The following is a 2,293-nucleotide window of genomic DNA, read 5'->3' on the forward strand; positions in this document are numbered from 1 at the left end:
AATTTTCGGCTTTGTAGAAATCCTCTGAAATAAAGAATATTCATTAATTTGAGCTGAATAGCCTAACCTGTTTTTACTTTCTTATTTTCAACCTATTGTAGCTGATTTAGAGAGGGTTACAGAGCCACAAGTTCATTTTTATATTACCTATCGATAAAAATAATCGCATATGCCAGAAAACAAAACTGCCCGGAACTTCAAGGAACTTAAATGGAGTGATCTCCAGGATTGGGCTGGAGAGAAAGCCACTGCAAAGGGGATCAAGTATCAGGAAGAAGGGCGGGTAAAGGAAATCAAATGCACCTTCTCAGGCAGCCTGGTCGCACGGGTAGAGGGGACAATAGAGTATTTCACAGAAGTATCTCTGGAAAATGGAAAACTGAGTTCGGTCTGTACTTGTCCTGTCGGACATGACTGCAAACACGGAGTTGCAGCCGTACTTGAATATCTCGATCTTATAGAGCAGGGGGAAGATGTGCCGGTTGTTACTGATGAAGACCTCCTTATTAAAAGATCCAAGAGAGGATTTGCAGGAGCATGAACTTACGAAGCCTCCAAAGATGAAGAATCTTCACTGGTTCTCCGCAAATATCTGGAACAGCTGGAAAAACCGGAATTAATCGAGATACTAACAACGTTTGCAAAAAAAGACAGCACACTTGGCAAGTATCTGAGAGAGCGCCAGAGCTTTTCATCCGAAAATCTGGAAGGAGTTATTGGGGGTATCTATTCCGAATTGGACGAGCTCTGGAGAAAAGTGAAGAGCTCTGATTTCTGGAGTTACGAAGGCGAAGATCTACCTGATTTTTCAGAGGTGCAGGTTCGGATGGAAAGCCTCCTTGATTCAGGCCATCCTGACGAGCTGCTTGATATTGGAAAAGAACTCATGGACCGGTATAAAGAAATTGAAGAATATGACGAAGAAGGGGATATAGGAACACAAATCTCCGACTGCATGGATGTGGTGTTCAGAGCTTTATCTCAATCCTCTCTTCTTGCACATGAGAAAATGCTTTATGCCCTTGAGCTTGAGCTAAAAGACGACTACAGCATTCTTAATGAACCTGCTCTCTGGAAAGAAGCCCATACTCAGGAAGAATGGAGGCTATTTGCAGAAGTCCTAAAAGTCCGATTACAAGAAGCTGAAAAAGAAAAAGATGTCCTATATGACTCATCCTGGGAACGAGACTATGTTGTTGACAGGCTTATAGAAGCCCTAAGAAAAGCCGGGATTTCTGAAGAGATTATCCCGATCTCCGAGCTCGAAGCTGAAAGAACAGGCAATTATACAAGGCTTGTCAGAGAGCTGCTTGATTCCGGGCAAAAAAAGAAAGCCGAAGAATGGATTTATAGAGGAATCAAAGAACTAAGAAAATATGAACCTGGCACTGCCTACGAGCTCTTGCAAATCCTTATTGAACTTAAGGAAAAAGAGGAAAACTGGCTTTTCATAGCTGCCCTTGAAACGGAAGAGTTTTTCAGATTTCCCCAACTGCCCAGCTATATTAAGATGCAGAAAGCCGCTAAAAAAATCGGTAAATGGCCGGAGATTCGAGAGGCTGCCCTCAAGTACTTGAGATGCAGAGAGTTGCCAGTTAACCAGCCCAAAATTGCTGAAGAACTTTCAATCCTTCCTGGCGTTCTCCCGAAAACAGGGTTACTGGAGAGCTCATTAGAAAAAATTAAACCTCCTGTCCTTGACCTGTTGATACGTATAGCTATTCAAGAAAATGATGCTGACGAAGTAGTCCATTGGTATGAAGAGCTTAAAAGTAGCAAAGGCGAAGCCGACAAATCCCGCGAGTCCATCTTAGAAGATGAAATTGCAAATACAGTAAAGGAAAAATATCCTGCGATTGCAATTGAGATCTGGAAAAACATTGCAGAAGATCTGATCTCCAAAACAAAAGTAAGCTCATATGAAGCAGCATCAATATACCTCCGAAAAATAAAGAAGACTCTGGAATCTATTGGAAAGAAAGAAGAGTGGGAAGCCTATCTCAGGCAGATTCGGGAAGCAAACAGGCTCAAAAAGAAGCTGCTTGAAATCCTGAATAGGCTGGAAAAAGCCCAAATTATCGGCGAGTGAAAAAAGAATATAAAGGAAATTTTGCCGGTAAAATGGATTGGGAAATATATACGCTCAATTTTATATATTTAAAATGACATAATTAAAAATAGGTTCAGGCTAACCTTGACTTCAGACTCATATAGATTTCAGGCTAACCTGAATTTTAGACTTACGTGAACTTCAGACTAATCTGAATTTAAGACTAACCTGAGCTTCAGACTA

At 41.2% G+C, this 2,293-nt stretch carries 2 protein-coding genes; both read left to right on the forward strand.

From position 1 onward, the window contains the following. The first annotated feature begins 169 nt into the window (after positions 1-169). Positions 170-541 carry an SWIM zinc finger family protein gene (locus BP861_RS06655; RefSeq protein ID WP_292373740.1) on the forward strand — a complete coding sequence of 124 codons (372 nt, stop codon included), beginning with the start codon at positions 170-172 and terminating at the stop codon, positions 539-541. Between the two features lie 195 nt (positions 542-736). Next, the gene (locus tag BP861_RS06660; protein WP_292373742.1) at positions 737-2,089 is read left to right on the forward strand and encodes a hypothetical protein; all 1,353 of its coding nucleotides are present in this window, start codon (positions 737-739) and stop codon (positions 2,087-2,089) included. Positions 2,090-2,293: the final 204 nt, after the last annotated feature.

It is taken from the genome of Methanosarcina sp. UBA411, from assembly GCF_002495725.1.
Classification (GTDB): domain Archaea; phylum Halobacteriota; class Methanosarcinia; order Methanosarcinales; family Methanosarcinaceae; genus Methanosarcina.